We start from the raw sequence: 14,903 nt of genomic DNA on the forward strand, positions 1-14,903 counted from the left end.
GCTGTATATAAGGCGGAGTTTGAGCTTGGTATTTATAAGTGTCAAACCTAAGTTATTGAATAATAAATGAAATTAAATCTGAATAAGAATGTTTGTGTTCCGCGTCTAGCGCCTAAGCGCTTGATTTGCGGGCATAAAAAAACCGGACATATGCCCGGTTTTTTGAAATAGGGGTGATTATGCCGCGGTAAATTCTACGGGGTAGGGTATCGCAGCCTGAGCGGTTTGCAGCTTGGTCAGGGTTTCGCGAACCACTTCCTTGGCAAGGCACGCACATTTGCCGCATTGGCTGGCGACGCCGGTGGCCTGGCGGACTTCTTTGTAGCTGCAGCAACCTTCATAGATCGCTTCGCGGATTTGTCCGTCGGTGACGCCAGTGCAGAGACAAACATACATAAGTGAGAACCGTCGCTGGTTGTGACTCAATTGCGATGGATCTTAATGTTAACGAGAATGATTGTCAAAGTGCTTTCTGAATGGTTTTCGATCGAAAAGCCGGTCACTGACGAACGGTGATTAATGGCGAATTGCCTGGCCCCGAAAATGCTGGTCCGTTATCCGCCTTGGGCAAAAAACCGTTAAGGACAGGCGAAAAACGCAGTGTATGATGGTCGGCCCTTGCGAAGAGGGTTCGTGTCACAGGGCTGTCGCCTCAAGGTGGCAGGCTGGCCCGGGCCCTGAACTTCAAGTTATTCACCAGGAGATATCCATGAGCGTACTCGTAGGCAAACAAGCCCCAGACTTCACCGTCCCGGCCGTACTCGGCAATGGCGAGATCGTTGACAGCTTCACCCTGTCCTCGGCCATCAAAGGCAAATACGGCCTGGTGTTCTTCTACCCACTGGACTTCACCTTCGTCTGCCCGTCCGAGCTGATCGCTCTGGACAACCGCATGGCCGACTTCAAGGCGCGCAACGTGGAAGTGGTTGCCGTGTCGATCGACTCGCACTTCACCCACAACGCCTGGCGCAACACTCCGGTCAACAATGGCGGCATCGGCCAGGTGAAATACACCATGGCTGCCGACATGAAGCACGAAATCGCCAAGGCCTACGACGTTGAGTCCGAAGGCGGCGTGGCTTTCCGTGGCGCGTTCCTGATCGACGACAAGGGCGTTGTCCGCTCGCAGATCATCAACGACCTGCCGCTGGGCCGTAACATGGAAGAGCTGATCCGTCTGGTCGACGCGCTGCAATTCCACGAAGAGCACGGCGAAGTCTGCCCTGCCAACTGGAAAAAAGGCGACAAAGGCATGAACGCTTCGCCAGAAGGCGTTGCGGCTTACCTGACCGAGAACGCTGCTGCCCTGTAAGGCGCAACGTCGCGGTACAAAAAAACCGGCCCATGTGGCCGGTTTTTTTATGCGCGGGAAATACCCGACGAGGATCAGTCGTCGAAGTCTTCCCAGCCGCCCATCTGTTTCCAGCGGTTGACGATGCCGCAGAACAGCTCGGCGGTCTTCTCGGTGTCGTAACGCGCCGAATGCGCTTCACGGCCGTCGAAGTCGATGTCCGCTGCCTGACAGGCCTTGGCCAGCACGGTTTGACCGTAAGCCAGACCGGCCAGCGTCGCGGTGTCGAAGCTGGAGAACGGGTGGAACGGGTTGCGCTTCATGTCCAGACGCGCAACCGCAGCATTCAGGAAGCCGAGGTCGAAGCTGCTGTTGTGGCCGACCAGAATCGCGCGCTTGCAGCCGTTGGCCTTCAGCGCCTTGCGGATGCCACGGAAGATGTCGGTCAGCGCGGTTTCTTCGCTGACGGCCATGCGCAGCGGGTGATCGAGTTTGATACCGGTGAACTCCAGGGCCGCCGCTTCGATGTTGGCGCCTTCGAACGGTTCGACGCGGAAGAAGTAGGTGTGATCCGGGTAGACGAAACCCTTTTCATCCATGGCGATGGTGGTCGCGGCAATCTCCAGCAGAGCGTCGGTGGCCGAGTTGAAGCCACCGGTCTCTACGTCGACGACTACCGGCAGGTAACCGCGAAAACGTGCTGCCATTGGGTGACGGGAACCGCCGCCGCCACCTTGACCGTCCAGTTCGTCGTCGAAATGGTCTTCACTCACGCGTGTTCCTCCAGCAGGCGCCAGCGCAGTTTTTCACCGGCGCGCAGCGGGATAACGTTCAGCTCGCCAAACGGCAGGCTGGTCGGGGCGGTCCATTCTTCGCGAACCAGGGTGATGCGATCGGTGTTGACCGGCAGGCCGTAGAAGCGCGGACCGTTGAGGCTGGCGAACGCTTCGAGCTTGTCCAGCGCATTGCGCTGTTCGAACGCTTCGGCATACAGCTCGATGGCGGCGTACGCGGTGTAGCAGCCGGCGCAGCCGCAGGCGGCTTCCTTGGCGTGCTGGGCGTGCGGCGCCGAGTCGGTGCCGAGGAAGAACTTCGCGCTGCCGCTGGTGGCGGCGTCGAGCAGGGCTTCCTGATGGGTATTACGCTTGAGGATCGGCAGGCAATAGAAGTGCGGCCGGATCCCGCCCACCAGCATGTGGTTGCGGTTGTACAGCAGGTGATGCGCGGTGATGGTGGCGCCGACGTTGGCCGAAGCCTCGTTGACGAACTGCACCGCGTCGCCGGTGGTGATGTGTTCGAACACCACTTTGAGCGTCGGGAAACGCTCGACGACACGGCGCATGTGTTCATCGATGAAAATCTTTTCGCGGTCGAAGACGTCGACATCGCCACGGGTGACTTCGCCATGGATCAGCAGCGGCATGCCGACTTCGGCCATGGCTTCCAGCGTCGGGAAGATCTTGTCGATGCTGGTCACGCCGGAATCGGAGTTGGTGGTGGCGCCGGCCGGGTACAGTTTGGCGGCGTGCACGAAACCGCTGGCCTTGGCCTCACGAATTTCTTCAGGCTGGGTGCGGTCGGTGAGGTACAGCACCATCAGCGGTTCGAAGCGACTGCCGGCCGGGCGGGCAGCGAGAATCCGCTGGCGATAGCCGTCGGCTTCAGCGGCGTTGCGCACCGGTGGTACCAGGTTGGGCATGATGATGGCGCGGCCAAAGGTGCGCGCAACATCGGCAACGGTATTGGTCAACACGGCACCATCGCGAAGATGAATGTGCCAGTCGTCGGGACGCAGCAGGGTCAGGCGGTCGGACATGAGGGGATTCCAGGCGGGTCAAACTGAGGGGAATGCTACCGGAAAAGACTCTTGCAGGCACCCGCTATCAAGTTTTGCAGGAACCTTCCGATATCCCGTAGGTATGCCGTAAACATAGTGTGAATCGGTCTTTGTGTTACAGAAGCCAATGGAGCCTCCCGTGCGCCAGCGATATTTAGCCTTGCTCAGTGTGTTCGCCAGCCTCCCCGCGATGGCGCTGACCTACCAGACGCGTCTGGAGAACATTGAGTGGACGGTCGAGGGCGACAAGTTCGAGTGCCGCCTGACCCAGCCGATCACCGATTTCGGCTCGGGCCAGTTCGTGCGGAAAGCCGGCGAGCAGGCGATATTCCGCCTCAATGCCTACAACGCCATGCTCGGCGGCGGTTCGGCGACGTTGCTTGCCGCGGCGGCGCCATGGCAGCCGGGGCGCAACGACATCAATCTGGGCAGCGTCAGGATCGGCACCGGCAACGTGCTGTTCAACAGTTCGCAATCCCAGGCCGGCGGGCTGATCAGTGGTTTACTCGACGGTCGCAGTCCGGTGGTGCGCCGTGCGTCCGGCGATGGCCGGGTTTCGGAAGTGCGTCTGCTGCCGGTGAAGTTCAGCAAAGCGTTCAATGATTACCAGACGTGTGTGGCGAAGTTGCTGCCGCAGAATTTCGATCAGGTGAAGCAATCGCAGATCGGCTTCCCCGGCGAAGGCACCGATCTGGATGCCGCCGCCAAAGCCAGGCTGCAGGTGATGCTCGAGTTCATGAAGGCCGATCCGACGGTCAATCACATCGAACTCGATGGCTACTCCGACAATAGCGGTAATCGTCTGACCAATCGTGAGCTGTCACGCCGTCGAGCGCTGGCGGTAGTCGACTTTTTCAAGGCCAACGGCATCGCCGAATCGCAGATCACCGTGCGTTTCCACGGCGAGCAATACCCGCTGGTGCCGAACAACAATGCGGCCAACCGGGCGAAGAATCGTCGGGTCAGTGTGAAGCTCGCGCGAGTCGCGCCGACTACCGCGCCAGCACCGCAAGCCAGCACTTCTGCCAACGCTGCGGCGACTTCCTGACCCGTCGGTCATCGTCGCGCTGTCGACAGATTCTGTCGCTTTGTCGTCTTAAGCTGTCGCGCCTCTGTAAATTATCGGATTTGAGCGGTAGACTCCTCGGCTTTCCGTAGAACCCCGTGGAGTGATGGCATGGCGGACGTAAACAAGGTCGTTCTGGCGTATTCCGGCGGCCTGGACACTTCGGTGATCCTCAAGTGGCTGCAGGATACTTATAACTGTGAAGTGGTGACCTTCACTGCTGACCTGGGTCAGGGCGAAGAGGTCGAGCCGGCTCGCGCCAAGGCTCAGGCCATGGGCGTCAAAGAAATCTACATCGACGACCTGCGCGAAGAATTCGTGCGTGACTTCGTGTTCCCGATGTTCCGCGCCAACACCGTTTACGAAGGCGAGTACCTGCTGGGTACTTCCATCGCACGTCCGCTGATCGCCAAACGCCTGATCGAAATCGCCAACGAAACCGGCGCCGACGCCATTTCCCATGGCGCCACCGGCAAGGGCAACGATCAGGTGCGTTTCGAACTGGGTGCCTATGCACTCAAGCCTGGCGTCAAAGTGATCGCGCCATGGCGTGAGTGGGACCTGCTGTCGCGCGAGAAGCTGATGGACTACGCCGAGAAGCACGCGATCCCGATCGAGCGTCACGGCAAGAAGAAGTCCCCGTACTCGATGGACGCCAACCTGCTGCACATCTCCTATGAAGGCGGCGTGCTGGAAGACACCTGGACCGAGCACGAAGAAGACATGTGGCGCTGGACCGTCTCCCCGGAGAAGGCTCCTGACACCCCGCAATACCTGGAACTGACCTACCGCAACGGCGATATCGTCGCGCTGGACGGCGTCGAAATGACTCCGGCCACCGTACTGGCAACGCTGAACAAGATCGGTGGCGCTCACGGTATCGGTCGTCTGGACATCGTTGAAAACCGTTACGTGGGCATGAAGTCCCGTGGCTGCTACGAAACCCCGGGCGGCACCATCATGCTGCGCGCGCACCGCGCCATTGAATCGATCACCCTGGACCGCGAAGTCGCTCACCTCAAAGACGAGCTGATGCCGAAATACGCCAGCCTGATCTACACCGGTTACTGGTGGAGCCCGGAGCGTCTGATGCTGCAACAGATGATCGACGCTTCGCAGGTCAACGTGAACGGTGTGGTTCGCCTGAAACTGTACAAGGGCAACGTGATCGTTACCGGCCGCAAGTCCGACGATTCGCTGTTCGACGCCAATATCGCGACCTTCGAAGAAGACGGCGGCGCCTACAATCAGGCCGACGCGGCGGGCTTCATCAAGCTCAACGCGCTGCGCATGCGCATTGCTGCCAACAAAGGCCGCAAGCTGTTCTAAGTCTTGCAGGGCTGTAAAAATGGCGGCTTGTCTCAATGACAATGCCGCCATTTTCTTTTCTGTGTTTGTCTGACGTTAATCCAGAGCTTTGGTCATTGCCGCCAACTCCAGCATTTTCTTGAATGTTCACTTCAGGCATCTACTCTGCGCTCATGCTCCTCTCAAAACCGTGGTGCTTTGTGTGCTCACGTTGTAAGCGACGAGAAGTTTGGCGCCTCCGCTTTTTTTCGACTGTTTGATAAGGCTCGGGATAATTTGCTTGAGCAAAACGTCGCACGCAGAGTCGGTCAAAAATACCACTGCCTTGGCTGAGTGTTTGCCAAGATGCGGAAAGTGTTCTGCCAGCGCATTGAACGCCTGTGCGCTACCCAACCGACGTACGTCTATGGCGCACAATGTGCCGATGGATTTAGGCAGCTGAATGTTGTGCTCAATCCACGGTCGCTCCGGGCAGGATTCGCCAGCGCTGCAAGGAGGGAGTTGCCTGAGGTCAACGCGTTGAACAGACAACGTCCACTCCAATCCGTTGGCAGCTGATACTTCACCTGCTACCACAAACGCTCTTGCTGGAGGCGAACAGGAGTGGAGCTCGGGCTGTTTCAACTCCTCGAAACTTTTTAGAAAACTGTCGTCCTTATCGAAGTCCGAGGGCGCATAGAGCGAACGGTAGTTGAAGTTCAGCGTTAAAAAGAATAGCAATAGCAAGTAAAACGGAAAGCTGATCAGGAACCAGATGTAGACTTCTCTTTCGGCGTTATCAAGAAAGGGTAAGGAAATGGCAGCCGATGATTCGGAAATAAATGCAAATATCGCAATTACAGTCATGGGATTGGTAATTTTTCTTCTGATTTTTATCATGGAAGGTGCTCATTAATTGTGTATTTCCAATACGTATGTTGAGTTGTTTTGTATGGGGTGTTGCAACTTGCTGGTCGAGATAATTTTTATATTAAATGATAACGTTTGGATAGAAGTATCTTGTTTCAGATGTTGATCTATCAAAGGGTTTTTGATTGTTTTCACGTTGTTTATTTAAACTTATAAGCTGCCGGGGCTGGCGCTGTGTAGCGATGTGCAGTCAATGGATTATCGTGTTTTTTCAGCCGCTCGCTGAGCCGTCTGCCTCGAAAGTAGAGTTCGCGTGGCTTTCAGGACGTCATGTTTTTTGCGTCGATGTGAAGGCCAGAAGATACGTCATCCCATTTGAAAATCTGCCGTATGGGTTTTTTTGTAGGAATAATCTTTATTTGCTGTAGGGAATGTCTTTTGCTGGGATTGCAATGAAACTCTCTTGTGCCATGTCAGAAGTGACTGGGCTATTGTGCGTGCTCTAAAAATTCGAACAGCGAAACTGGACTTGCCCATGAATAAAGTGCTGATCGTGGATGATCATCCCGTCATTCGTCTTGCTGTGCGTATGCTGATGGAGCGTCATGGCTACGAAGTCATTGCAGAAACGGATAATGGTGTGGATGCTTTGCAACTTGCGCGTGAACAGATGCCGGATATCGTTATTCTGGATATTGGAATACCGAAACTCGATGGTCTTGAAGTTATTGCGCGTCTGAACTCGACACCCATGCCGTTGAAAGTACTGGTGTTGACCTCCCAGGCACCGGGTCATTTTTCAATGCGCTGCATGCAGTCAGGTGCTGCCGGGTATGTATGTAAGCAACAGGATTTGACTGAGTTGCTCAGTGCGATCAAAGCGGTACTGTCCGGCTACAGCTATTTTCCAAACCAGGCCCTGCACACCGTGCGTACCAGTCTTGGTAATGCCAGTGAGGCCGATATGGTGGATCGCCTCTCCGGGCGGGAAATGATGGTGTTGCAGCAATTGGCGCGTGGCAAGACCAACAAGGAAATCGCCGACGGCATGTTTCTCAGCAACAAGACGGTCAGCACTTACAAGACCCGTCTGTTATTGAAGCTCAATGCCCGCTCGCTGGTGGATCTGATTGAATTGGCACAACGCAACGGACTGGTCTGATGATCAGGAATACCGACGGGGCATGGGCCGCTCAGTGTCGGATTCAGCAGAAAGTAAAAAGCCTCCGGTTCGGGAGGCTTTCAAGTGTCAGAGATCAAAGTCGTAATCGGCCAACTGCTTTTGCAGTCGGCGCTCCTCAAGCAGGTTATCGATGGTGCGACGTTTACTCAGATTGGTCTTGGCGACCTCGACCACCGGTTCGGCGTCGTCGGTATCCACAACGGTAAAATCTTCATCTACGTCCAGTTGTTCTTTGCTGTCAGTCATAAGGTGAACTCCAGGCTAAGACTGCCTTTGGCGCCCCTTATATCGATATTCCTGCTGCGGGTAAAAAAGATTTTTTCAATCGAAGAATCAATTATTCCAATAGCCAATCAATCGTCCGAGGTTTTGTGTTTGTACTCACACAAATCTTCGATGCGGCAGCTGCCACAGCGTGGCTTGCGCGCCAGGCACACATAGCGACCGTGCAGAATCAGCCAGTGGTGGGAGTCCAGCAGGTAGTCTTTTGGCACAAACTTCATCAGCTTCTTTTCCACTTCAACCACATTTTTACCCTGGGCAATGCCGGTGCGGTTGCTCACGCGAAAAATGTGCGTGTCGACCGCCATGGTCAACTGGCGAAAAGCGGTATTGAGGACCACGTTGGCCGTCTTGCGACCGACGCCGGGCAGCGCTTCCAGTTCTTCACGCGTCTGCGGGACCTCGCCATTGTGCAACTCGACCAGCATGCGACAGGTCTCGATCACGTTTTTCGCTTTGCTGTTATAGAGGCCGATGGTCTTGATGTATTCGGACAGCCCTTCGACGCCCAGCGCGTGGATCGCCGCCGGGGTATTGGCCACCGGGAACAGTTTGGCCGTAGCCTTGTTGACGCCGACGTCGGTTGACTGCGCCGAAAGAATGACCGCGATCAACAACTCGAACGGTGAGGAATAGGCCAGCTCGGTCTTCGGCTCGGGATTGTCTTCATGAAGTCTGCGGAAAATTTCCAGACGTTTGGCGGCATTCATGGGTGATGTGTTTCCTTGGAGAGAGCGGTCGAGCGGGTCCAGGCCTGGCGGGCGGCAAGCAGTAGTCCGAGCACGATGAAGGCGCCGGGAACCAGGGTGAGCAAGTGCAGCCCGTCGCTGAACAGAACCAGGCCTTGCCAGTGTTCCGACAGGCCACGGCCGATGTGGCCCTGACCGAACAGTTCACGCAGTACCGCCAGCGCCAGTAGCAGCCCGCTCGACAGGCCAAAAAACGTCAGGCGCAGGCCAAATGCCTGACGAAAGAATCCATTGTATTCCAGCACTACGCATTGCAAGGCGATCAGCCCGGCATAGATCCCGAGTGACTGTTGCCACTGCAACGCCCAGCGCTGCGCGAGGATATTGGCGCAACTGGTCAGGGTGGCGGCCAGCAGCAGACTGGCCAGCATCAGGTTGTTGCCAGACAACCGCGAGCGCAGCGGGCCGATGCATGCGCCGTAAACCACCACCACAACGCCCGACATCAACAGCATGCCCAGCGCGCCAGCCAAGGTCGCGCTGGTGCCAAGCAGCAGCATCAGCATCAACGTGTTTGTCAGATTCGTTGGCCGGATCATGATCCGCTCCCCAGCAAGGTTGCGCGGTGCTCATCAAAGTAACGCAGGGCGTCATGAATGGCATTGACGGTGGCCCGGGAAGTGACGGTTGCCCCGGCCAGTTGATCGAACTGTCCCTGATCTTTTTTCAGCGCCCAGCCTGCGTCGTCAGGTGAGTTGCGCGACTTGCCGGTAAAAGTCGCCAGCCATTGGTTCGGCCAGTCGCCGATAAGTCCGCCGAGCGCCGGGGTTTCGTTGTGCCGCAGGGTTTTTACCCCCAGCAGTCTGCCGTTGGCATCGATGGCGATCAGCAGTTCGATAGCGCCGGCATAGCCCTCGGTCTGGGTGCGCAACAACACTGCCACTGGCTGACCGGATTTGCTTGCGCGGTAACCTGTCAGCAGCGTGCTGTGGCTCAACGTTGTATCAGTCAGCGCCAGCGGCTGCTCCAGCGGCTGATTGTCGTAGGCATCGGGCGCGATCAGATCCAGCAATTTGCGGCTGTCGAGCAGGCGTTGCTCGCTGGCAATCTGCGGCGCACTGGCGCGCTGCACGACATAGGTCAGGCCGAGACCGGCACCGGCCAGCAGCACAAGCGCCACGAAAGCAGCTGCGCGGCTCATGATTGCACCTGCGTCTGGCGGGCAGCGGCAAAACGTTCCAGAGCCGGTACACACAGATTCATCAGCAACACGGCAAACGCGACACCGTCCGGGTAGCCGCCCCAGGTGCGGATCAGGTAGGTCAGCAAGCCGACACCCACGCCGAACAGCAGTCGGGCCAGCGAACTTTTGGCGCCGGATACTGGTTCGGTAATGATGAAAAACGCACCGAGCATGGTCGCGCCGCTCAGCAGATGAAACAGCGGCGAGCCGTGGGAATCCGAACCCGAACCGTTCCAGCAGAGCAGGCTGACGAAAAACAGGCTGGCCAGCATGCCAACTGGCGCTTGCCAGGCAATCACCCGGCGCTGCAATAAAAACAGTCCACCGGCGAGAAACGCCAGATTGATCCACTCCACGCCGCGTCCACCGAAACGGCCGAACGCCGGATTGGCCGCGAACAATTCATCCATGGTCAGACTTTTGTTGATGCGCAGGCTGTCTAGCGCGGTGGCCTGAGCCCAGGCGTCCGGGGCCTGGCCCAGATTCAGGACCTGTGCAAAAGCGGCCTGCAGACTCATGCCATGCGCCGGCCAGTGGGTCATTGGCTGCGGGAACAGCAGCATCGCCAGGGCGAAACCGAGCATGGCCGGATTGAACGGATTCTTGCCGATGCCACCGTATAAATGTTTGCCGAACAGCAGGCCCGAAGCCACCGCCGTAACTGTCAGCCACCATGGGCAATAAGGTGGCATGGCGGCGGCCAGCAGTGTCGCGCTGACCAGTGCGCTGCCATCGCTGAACGTTGGTTGCAGTGGTTGTCGGCGCAGGCGGGCGACGCCAGCCTCGATCAGCAGCGCGGTGCTCGCCGCCAGGATCAGGTTGATCAACACGCCCCAGCCGTAAAACCAGAACAACGCCAACAGCCCCGGCAGCGTGGCCAGCAGCACCCGCATCATCGCCTGTTGCAGGCGATCATCCGGTGCTTCACGGGGCGACATGATCTTGCACCTGACGCTCGGCGGCCTGCAGGCGGGCGCGGGCCTTGTCGAGGATGTTGTTCGGCGTGTCGGCGCGGCGTTCGAGTTTGCTCAGGTCGGCGCGGGCGTAGGCCAGTTCGGTTTTCAACTGGCGAAGCTGGTTGTCGAGCGGGCGCTTTTCCACCCGCACCAGGTCAGGCGCAGGCTGCTCGCTCGCCGTCTCGGCGGCGTGAAGGGCTTGCTCGGCATCACGCAGTGCCTGTTCCAGCGTGGCAATTTGCTCGGCTGGCGCTTCGGCGGTCTGGGCCTTTTTTAATTCGGCGCGCCGCATGGCCAGCTGGATTTTCGCCCGTTTCAGGTCGGCGTCTTTCGCCGGAACCGGGGCCGCAGCGGCTGGAGCGGTGGCGGCGCTGCTTTCGAGTTTCGCCAATGCCTGTTCGGCGGCTTCAAACTGCTGTTGCAACACGATCAGTTGCGATTGCTGTTCGAAGGTCGGCGGATGGCCGAAGGCTTTCAGCGATTTGTGCAATTGCGCGCGGCTCATGGCGACATCGATCTTGGCTTTTTTCAATGCCGCGTCGGCGGTTGCGGCTTTCTGCGCGCGCACCCGTTCCAGAGCGGCCTGCACCGGATCGAGAGTAACCACCGCCGGTTGCGCTGCACGCTGCGCCCGGGCTTCGCGCTCAGCCTGTTTCTGCTGTTCCTCGCGTTGCAGGCGGGTGTTGCGGCGTTCAAACCGCTGGCGCGCATGATCGCGTTTGGCTGCGCGCGCGCGCTGCTCTTCAAGGCTCAACGCCAGACCACCGACCACAGGCAAGGTGCCGAGCGGCAGTGGATGCATCTCGATGCAGTCCACCGGGCACGGCGCCACGCACAGGTCGCAACCTGTGCATTCGTCGATCAGTACGGTGTGCATCAGTTTCGCCGCGCCGACGATGGCGTCGATCGGGCAGGCCTGGATGCACTTGGTGCAGCCGATGCACTCGGCCTCGCGGATGTACGCCACTTGTGGCGGTGCCGAGCCACGGCTGACGTCCAGTTCCAGCACCGGCACGTTCAAAAGTTCAGCCAAGGCGGCGACGGTTTCGTCACCGCCGGGCGGGCACTTGTTGATCGGTTCGCCATCGACGATGCCTTGCGCATACGGCTTGCACCCGGGGTGGCCGCATTTGCCGCATTGGGTCTGCGGCAGGAGGGCATCGATGAGTTGAATCAGACTCATGTTTTGATCAGTCCACTGAATCCGAGAAAAATCACTGCGATCAGTCCGGCGCCGATCAGGTCGATCGGCAAGCCGCGAAAGGGCAGGGGAATGTCGTTGTCCGCCGTGCGTTCACGCAAGTCGCTGAACAGGCTCAGCACCAGCCAGAAACCCAGCCCGGCGCCGATGCTCAGCGCTGCTGCTTGCAGCAGGCCGCGATCATTTTGCGCGTTGATCAAGGCCAGCCCCAGTACGCCGGCATTACCCAGCAATAGCGGCCACAGTCCGTCGAACGGCCAGTCTGGCAGCGCACGAGCCAACAGCTTCAGCAGCGGCGCGATCAGCAGCACGCTGAGCGGCAAGAACACAAACAGCTGCAGTGCCTGCAATTGCAGCGGCACCAGCAGCCAGTGCCAGAGCACGTACCCGATGAAGCCGACGCTCAGCATCAGGCACGCCGTCGCCAACCCCAGCGCATGCACCTGGCGCCGACTGCCGGCCAGCAGCGGATCGACACCCAGCGGCCAGTGCAACACGAAGTTGTTGAGCAGGGCGGCACTGATCAGCGTAAGCGCAAGTTCGGTCATGGTTCTGCCGGCAGCAACGGGCGGGTGTCACTTAAGGTTAGGCATTATCCGGCACCCGCGATGGGTGGGCCAGATATGAAAAATCCCACAGGCCTGCAGAACATGCCTGTGGGATCGTTTCAGCGCTGGGTCTTACTTGATGCGCTGACCCGGCTTGGCGCCGCTGTCCGGGCTCAGCAGGTAGATTTCTTCACCGCCAGGGCCGGCCGCCATCACCATGCCTTCGGAGATGCCGAACTTCATTTTCCGTGGCTTGAGGTTGGCGATCATCATGGTCAGGCGACCGTCGAGTTTCGACGGATCCGGATAGGCGCTCTTGATTCCCGAGAACACGTTGCGTTGCTCGTCACCGATGTCGAGGGTCAGACGCAGCAGCTTGTCCGCCCCTTCAACGTGTTCGGCCTTGACGATCAGTGCGACGCGCAGGTCGACGGCGGCGAAGGTGTCGAAGTCGATTTCCGGCGACAGCGGATCCTTGGCCAGTTCGCCATTGCCGGCAGGCGCGGCGGCGCCGGTGTCGGTCTGGCTGGCGGTCAGGTCTTCTTTCGAGGCGTCGGTCATGGCTTGCACTTTTACCGGGTCGATGCGGGTCATCAACGGTTTGAATTCGTTCAACTGGTGGTTGGCCAGCAGCGTGGTGTGGTCGTTCCAGGTCAGCGGGGCGACGTTGAGGAACGCCTCGGCATCGGCGGCCAGCACTGGCAACACCGGCTTGAGGAAGATCACCAACTGACGGAACAGGTTGATCGCCGTGGCGCAGACCGCCTGGACTTCATCCTGCTTGCCTTCCTGCTTGTTCAGCGACCACGGTGCCTTGTCGGCGATCCAGGCGTTGGCGCGGTCGGCCAAGGCCATGGTTTCGCGCATGGCACGGGCGAAGTCGCGGGCTTCATAGGCGTCGGCGATGCTCGGTGCAGCGGCGAGGAATGCGTCGGTCAGTTCCGGTGCGGCGTTGTTGTCCACCAGCAGGCCGGCGTTGCCCTTCTGGATGAAACCGGCGCAACGGCTGGCGATGTTGACCACTTTGCCGACCAGGTCGGAGTTGACCTTCTGCACGAAGTCTTCGAGGTTCAGGTCGAGGTCGTCCACGCCACGGCCCAGTTTGGCCGCGTAGTAGTAGCGCAGGTATTCCGGCGACAGGTGATCCAGGTAGGTCCGGGCCTTGATGAAGGTACCGCGGGACTTGGACATCTTCTGGCCGTTGACGGTCAGGTAGCCGTGCACGTTGATCCCCGTCGGCTTGCGGAAACCCGCGCCTTCAAGCATCGCCGGCCAGAACAGGGCGTGGAAGTTGACGATGTCCTTGCCGATGAAGTGGTACAGCTCGGCGGTGGAGTCCTTGCCCCAGAACGCGTCGAAGTCCAGCTCCGGCGTGCGGTTGCACAGGTTCTTGAAGCTGGCCATGTAGCCGATCGGCGCGTCCAGCCACACGTAGAAATACTTGCCTGGTTCGCCCGGGATCTCGAAACCGAAGTACGGCGCATCGCGGGAGATGTCCCACTGTTGCAGGCCGGCGTCCAGCCACTCGGCGATCTTGTTGGCCACGGCGTCCTGCAGGGTGCCGCTGCGGGTCCAGGTCTGCAGCATCTGCTGGAAGTCTGGCAGTTTGAAGAAGAAATGCTGGGAATCCTTGAGCACCGGGGTGGCGCCGGAGATCGCCGACTTCGGATCCTTCAGATCGGTCGGAGCGTAGGTCGCACCGCATTTTTCGCAGTTGTCACCGTACTGGTCTTCGGTGCCGCATTTCGGGCACGTGCCCTTGATGAAGCGGTCGGCCAGGAACATTTTCTTTTCCGGGTCGAAATACTGAGTGATCGAGCGCTGGGCAATGTGCCCTGCGTCGCGCAGCTTCAGGTAGATCTGACTCGACAGCTCACGGTTTTCTTCGGCGTGAGTGGAGTGGAAGTTGTCGAAATCGACCAGGAACTCGGCAAAGTCGGCGCTGTGTTCAGCCTGTACGTTGGCGATCAGTTGTTCCGGGGTGATGCCTTCCTTTTCCGCGCGCAGCATGATCGCCGAACCGTGGGCGTCGTCGGCGCAGACATAGATGCATTGATTGCCGCGATGCTTCTGGAAGCGCACCCACATATCGGTCTGGATGTATTCCAGCATATGGCCAAGGTGAATCGAACCGTTGGCGTAGGGCAGGGCGCTGGTGACGAGGATCTTGCGTGGTTCGGACATGTGGGGCTTCGCTACTTGATGAAACGGAGGTCGGCCACTATAAAGCGCTGGCGCATATTTTTCACCCTGTGCACCTGTTTCCGGATGCGGCCACTGCAATAACCGGATGGACTGACCGCAATACATTGTGGCGAGGGAGCTTGCTCCCGCTGGGTGGCGAAGCCGCCCCATCCCGGTAATGTCGGATAGACCTGCTAAGCCTGATTGCGCCTGCTGCGCAGTCGAGCGGGAGCAAGCTCCCTCGCCACAAAGTCGAGTCAAAGCAT

16 protein-coding genes are annotated in these 14,903 nt (G+C 58.7%); 4 read left to right on the forward strand and 12 right to left on the reverse strand.

Features of this window, described 5'->3' with window-relative positions; translation table 11 throughout:
- Nucleotides 1-177: 177 nt before the first annotated feature.
- Entirely contained in the window at nucleotides 178-396 is a 219-nt protein-coding gene (locus tag VLA07_RS06040; protein ID WP_003227725.1) for a bacterioferritin-associated ferredoxin, read from the reverse strand.
- Between the two features lie 313 nt (nucleotides 397-709).
- On the opposite strand from VLA07_RS06040, the gene VLA07_RS06045 reads away from it, so the two are divergent.
- Nucleotides 710-1,312, forward strand: coding sequence for a peroxiredoxin (locus VLA07_RS06045; protein WP_007963972.1), 603 nt, complete (start codon nucleotides 710-712; stop codon nucleotides 1,310-1,312).
- Between the two features lie 74 nt (nucleotides 1,313-1,386).
- Here the strand turns inward: VLA07_RS06045 and rnt are convergent, their stop codons facing one another.
- The gene (rnt, locus tag VLA07_RS06050) at nucleotides 1,387-2,064 is read right to left on the reverse strand and encodes a ribonuclease T (protein WP_007963973.1); all 678 of its coding nucleotides are present in this window, start codon (nucleotides 2,062-2,064) and stop codon (nucleotides 1,387-1,389) included.
- Nucleotides 2,061-3,107, reverse strand: a complete 1,047-nt coding sequence (gene pyrC / locus VLA07_RS06055; protein WP_333988606.1) for a dihydroorotase — start codon at nucleotides 3,105-3,107, stop codon at nucleotides 2,061-2,063. The genes rnt and pyrC overlap by 4 nt, the downstream gene beginning before the upstream one ends.
- Before the next feature lie 160 nt (nucleotides 3,108-3,267).
- Here pyrC and VLA07_RS06060 point away from each other — a divergent pair, with 160 nt between their 5' ends.
- Both VLA07_RS06060 and VLA07_RS06065 read left to right on the forward strand, forming a co-directional pair.
- Nucleotides 3,268-4,176, forward strand: a complete 909-nt coding sequence (locus tag VLA07_RS06060; protein WP_333988607.1) for a flagellar protein MotY — start codon at nucleotides 3,268-3,270, stop codon at nucleotides 4,174-4,176.
- 129 nt (nucleotides 4,177-4,305) lie between these two features.
- The gene (locus VLA07_RS06065) at nucleotides 4,306-5,523 is read left to right on the forward strand and encodes an argininosuccinate synthase (protein ID WP_027612065.1); all 1,218 of its coding nucleotides are present in this window, start codon (nucleotides 4,306-4,308) and stop codon (nucleotides 5,521-5,523) included.
- A gap of 150 nt (nucleotides 5,524-5,673) precedes the next feature.
- Here the strand turns inward: VLA07_RS06065 and VLA07_RS06070 are convergent, their stop codons facing one another.
- Nucleotides 5,674-6,381, reverse strand: coding sequence for a hypothetical protein (locus VLA07_RS06070; protein WP_096795142.1), 708 nt, complete (start codon nucleotides 6,379-6,381; stop codon nucleotides 5,674-5,676).
- A 505-nt stretch (nucleotides 6,382-6,886) separates the two neighbouring features.
- On the opposite strand from VLA07_RS06070, the gene VLA07_RS06075 reads away from it, so the two are divergent.
- On the forward strand, nucleotides 6,887-7,513 hold the full coding sequence (locus tag VLA07_RS06075) for a response regulator transcription factor (RefSeq protein WP_003227711.1): 627 nt from the start codon (nucleotides 6,887-6,889) through the stop codon (nucleotides 7,511-7,513).
- Between the two features lie 87 nt (nucleotides 7,514-7,600).
- On the opposite strand, the gene VLA07_RS06080 is transcribed toward VLA07_RS06075, so the two are convergent.
- The 8 genes from VLA07_RS06080 to metG form a co-directional block, all read right to left on the reverse strand.
- Entirely contained in the window at nucleotides 7,601-7,780 is a 180-nt protein-coding gene (locus VLA07_RS06080; RefSeq protein ID WP_027612063.1) for a PA3496 family putative envelope integrity protein, read from the reverse strand.
- A gap of 107 nt (nucleotides 7,781-7,887) precedes the next feature.
- Nucleotides 7,888-8,526 carry an endonuclease III gene (nth, locus tag VLA07_RS06085; protein ID WP_333988608.1) on the reverse strand — a complete coding sequence of 213 codons (639 nt, stop codon included), beginning with the start codon at nucleotides 8,524-8,526 and terminating at the stop codon, nucleotides 7,888-7,890.
- Entirely contained in the window at nucleotides 8,523-9,104 is a 582-nt protein-coding gene (locus tag VLA07_RS06090; RefSeq protein WP_027612062.1) for an Rnf-Nqr domain containing protein, read from the reverse strand. The genes nth and VLA07_RS06090 overlap by 4 nt, the downstream gene beginning before the upstream one ends.
- Nucleotides 9,101-9,706 carry an RnfABCDGE type electron transport complex subunit G gene (locus VLA07_RS06095; protein ID WP_333988609.1) on the reverse strand — a complete coding sequence of 202 codons (606 nt, stop codon included), beginning with the start codon at nucleotides 9,704-9,706 and terminating at the stop codon, nucleotides 9,101-9,103. Before VLA07_RS06095 ends, VLA07_RS06090 begins: the two co-directional genes overlap by 4 nt.
- Nucleotides 9,703-10,686: an RnfABCDGE type electron transport complex subunit D gene (locus VLA07_RS06100; RefSeq protein WP_333988610.1), complete on the reverse strand. Its 984-nt coding sequence runs from the start codon at nucleotides 10,684-10,686 to the stop codon at nucleotides 9,703-9,705. Before VLA07_RS06100 ends, VLA07_RS06095 begins: the two co-directional genes overlap by 4 nt.
- Entirely contained in the window at nucleotides 10,673-11,887 is a 1,215-nt protein-coding gene (gene rsxB, locus VLA07_RS06105) for an electron transport complex subunit RsxB (RefSeq protein ID WP_027612059.1), read from the reverse strand. The genes VLA07_RS06100 and rsxB overlap by 14 nt, the downstream gene beginning before the upstream one ends.
- Entirely contained in the window at nucleotides 11,884-12,453 is a 570-nt protein-coding gene (locus tag VLA07_RS06110) for an Rnf-Nqr domain containing protein (protein WP_097086036.1), read from the reverse strand. Before VLA07_RS06110 ends, rsxB begins: the two co-directional genes overlap by 4 nt.
- 132 nt (nucleotides 12,454-12,585) lie before the next feature.
- The gene (metG, locus tag VLA07_RS06115; RefSeq protein ID WP_102620754.1) at nucleotides 12,586-14,637 is read right to left on the reverse strand and encodes a methionine--tRNA ligase; all 2,052 of its coding nucleotides are present in this window, start codon (nucleotides 14,635-14,637) and stop codon (nucleotides 12,586-12,588) included.
- Between the last annotated feature and the right edge of the window lie 266 nt (nucleotides 14,638-14,903).

This window comes from Pseudomonas sp. S3(2024) (assembly GCF_036861315.1).
Taxonomy (GTDB): Bacteria; Pseudomonadota; Gammaproteobacteria; order Pseudomonadales; family Pseudomonadaceae; genus Aquipseudomonas; species Aquipseudomonas putida_A.

What these genes read in the sequence shown, in the direction of transcription:
- VLA07_RS06040 (WP_003227725.1), bottom strand. Translation starts at nt 396, where the DNA reads ATGTATGTTTGTCTCTGCACTGGCGTCACCGACGGACAAATCCGCGAA.
- VLA07_RS06045 (WP_007963972.1), top strand. Translation starts at nt 710, where the DNA reads ATGAGCGTACTCGTAGGCAAACAAGCCCCAGACTTCACCGTCCCGGCC.
- pyrC (WP_333988606.1), bottom strand. Translation starts at nt 3,107, where the DNA reads ATGTCCGACCGCCTGACCCTGCTGCGTCCCGACGACTGGCACATTCAT.
- VLA07_RS06065 (WP_027612065.1), top strand. Translation starts at nt 4,306, where the DNA reads ATGGCGGACGTAAACAAGGTCGTTCTGGCGTATTCCGGCGGCCTGGAC.
- VLA07_RS06070 (WP_096795142.1), bottom strand. Translation starts at nt 6,381, where the DNA reads ATGATAAAAATCAGAAGAAAAATTACCAATCCCATGACTGTAATTGCG.
- VLA07_RS06075 (WP_003227711.1), top strand. Translation starts at nt 6,887, where the DNA reads ATGAATAAAGTGCTGATCGTGGATGATCATCCCGTCATTCGTCTTGCT.
- VLA07_RS06080 (WP_027612063.1), bottom strand. Translation starts at nt 7,780, where the DNA reads ATGACTGACAGCAAAGAACAACTGGACGTAGATGAAGATTTTACCGTT.
- nth (WP_333988608.1), bottom strand. Translation starts at nt 8,526, where the DNA reads ATGAATGCCGCCAAACGTCTGGAAATTTTCCGCAGACTTCATGAAGAC.
- VLA07_RS06090 (WP_027612062.1), bottom strand. Translation starts at nt 9,104, where the DNA reads ATGATCCGGCCAACGAATCTGACAAACACGTTGATGCTGATGCTGCTG.
- VLA07_RS06095 (WP_333988609.1), bottom strand. Translation starts at nt 9,706, where the DNA reads ATGAGCCGCGCAGCTGCTTTCGTGGCGCTTGTGCTGCTGGCCGGTGCC.
- VLA07_RS06100 (WP_333988610.1), bottom strand. Translation starts at nt 10,686, where the DNA reads ATGTCGCCCCGTGAAGCACCGGATGATCGCCTGCAACAGGCGATGATG.
- rsxB (WP_027612059.1), bottom strand. Translation starts at nt 11,887, where the DNA reads ATGAGTCTGATTCAACTCATCGATGCCCTCCTGCCGCAGACCCAATGC.
- VLA07_RS06110 (WP_097086036.1), bottom strand. Translation starts at nt 12,453, where the DNA reads ATGACCGAACTTGCGCTTACGCTGATCAGTGCCGCCCTGCTCAACAAC.
- metG (WP_102620754.1), bottom strand. Translation starts at nt 14,637, where the DNA reads ATGTCCGAACCACGCAAGATCCTCGTCACCAGCGCCCTGCCCTACGCC.